2 protein-coding genes are annotated in these 1807 nt (G+C 65.6%); both read right to left on the bottom strand.

What is annotated here, in order from left to right; all coding sequences use genetic code 11:
* The coding region (locus tag AB1609_22875; GenBank protein ID MEW6049278.1) for an ISAs1 family transposase at positions 1 to 416 on the bottom strand (416 nt) is incomplete at its 3' end.
* The gene (locus AB1609_22870) at positions 391 to 1689 is read right to left on the bottom strand and encodes an ISAs1 family transposase (protein ID MEW6049277.1); all 1299 of its coding nucleotides are present in this window, start codon (positions 1687 to 1689) and stop codon (positions 391 to 393) included. The genes AB1609_22870 and AB1609_22875, both read right to left, overlap by 26 nt.
* Between the last annotated feature and the right edge of the window lie 118 nt (positions 1690 to 1807).

Raw genomic sequence — 1807 nt, 5'->3', positions numbered from 1 at the left:
ATGCGCAGCGCTTCGGCTATGTTGGTAAAGCCAGCGAGCCGCAAAAGACTGATGGCCAGGTTGCGCAGCGTGGCCAGGACGCGTGGGCCCGAACCCTTGCGCACCTGAGAGCGGTCCTCGTCGTAAGTGACGTCCCGCACCCAGTGCAGGCGGTTCTCAATGTGCCAGTGCCCCCGGGAGAGATCCAGGAGCCGCTTGGGCGGTGCTGCCTCCGCGGACAGGCTGGTAACGCCATACACCGTTTCCCGACGGAGATTCCCTCCCTGCAGGTCGGTGGTTATCCTGTCGATGCGAAAGACCTGCGCGGCATAGGGGAAGTTGAGGTACCCCTGAAGTACGCTGCTGGCCCGCACCGTGCGGATCTCGATGCGCCCGTGCCCCTTGTCGAGGTCACGGTACGGAGGGGGAAAAATCATCGTCGGAGATCAGCTTGATGTCACTCAGCATGGTGGGCTGGTTGGCCTTCACTGTGAAGAGGTAGTCCGCGCCCTTTTCCTCCACCAGGTAGCGGGCCAGATCCTCATGGGCGTGCATCGCGTCGGCAGTGACCACCTTGCCCTCAAGGTCCACGGGCTCAAGGAGTGGCTTCACTGCCGGGATCTCGTTGCTCTTCTCATCCACTTCCCGCTGGGCGACTACCACGCCCTCCTTGTGGACCAGGGCCGCCATGAGATGAACCCGCCCACCTCCGGGCCTCCTGGCGCCCCGGAGCGTCTTGCCGTCCACCGCCACCGCCTCTGCCGGCACCTGCTTCGCCAACCACTGCCCCAGCAACCGGTCGAGAAGATCGGGATCGATGGACTGCAGGGCGCGACGTATGGTGGGCTCACTGGGCGGGATGTACCGGCGCTTGACCGGGTGAAACCGGCAGCCAAGGCGTCTCAAGAGTTCCTGGGGCAACTGCGCCGCCCACTGCCCGATGGCCAGGAAACTCCGCGCCCCGGCCAGGCAGGCGCACACCGCCACCGCCAGGATGGAAACCTGGCTGTGCCGTATCCCCCGCCGTTTGCGAGGATCCGGCAACTGCGCCAGCACATCCAGCAGACCGCCCTCCTGCTCGATCGCCAGCGCGTTGAGATCAATCATTGCCTTCCCTCCCCTCAGCAGGGGCGGATCAAAGGGTGCGGCCAGCAGTTGCCGGGCCGCCGGGTGCAAGGGGCGGACCCATATGGTCTTGGGCTGGCCGTGGAAGTAGTACTGCCCGCTTGACCGCCCGTATCCTCTGCTTTCGCCCAGCCTGATCCAGCCTGCTGCGCGGTAGCACGTCCCCGCGAACCGGGTGTGATCGACAAAGGTTTCCGCCAGGAGGATCGGGTGGCCGAAGATGGCCTGCCAGTCCCCGGAGAGGCGGCGCACGTTCAGCGCCAGCACCTTGGAAGCCAGGTTCTTCACCCGCACCCCGGGCAGGATCAAGAAACGCTGGTTGTTGGCGAGGAAACGCAGCCGTCGCCACCTTTGTTCCGGTGACCACCCGATCCACTGGTCGCGGGGGCCGCAGGCGAAGGCAGCCGAGCCCCAGCCCACCAGCGCCACGGGAGCGCCGTCCAACAGCGCCACGTATTTCAGCGACTCGCCCGTCAACTGCCGGAAGCCCAAGTAGTGGTGGGCGGCCATCAAATCGTCCCAAGCCCGCTCCTCTTGGGCGAGGATCGGCCGCACTACCAGGGAGCCCAGGTCCTGCGGCGTCACCTCGCGTGTGAGCTGACCAGGGACTGCCGTCCGCGGGGCGTGCTCGTTCATGTCCCGATGGTATCACAGCGGAGCGGAAAGCGCCAGTCCCCCTGTTCAAGCGATTGGGTTACTTACA

This window comes from Bacillota bacterium (assembly GCA_040754675.1).
Classification (GTDB): Bacteria; Bacillota; Limnochordia; order Limnochordales; family Geochordaceae; genus Geochorda.
The sequence above is the reverse complement of the archived record's forward strand: the minus strand, read 5'-3'. Positions and strand labels throughout refer to the sequence as shown.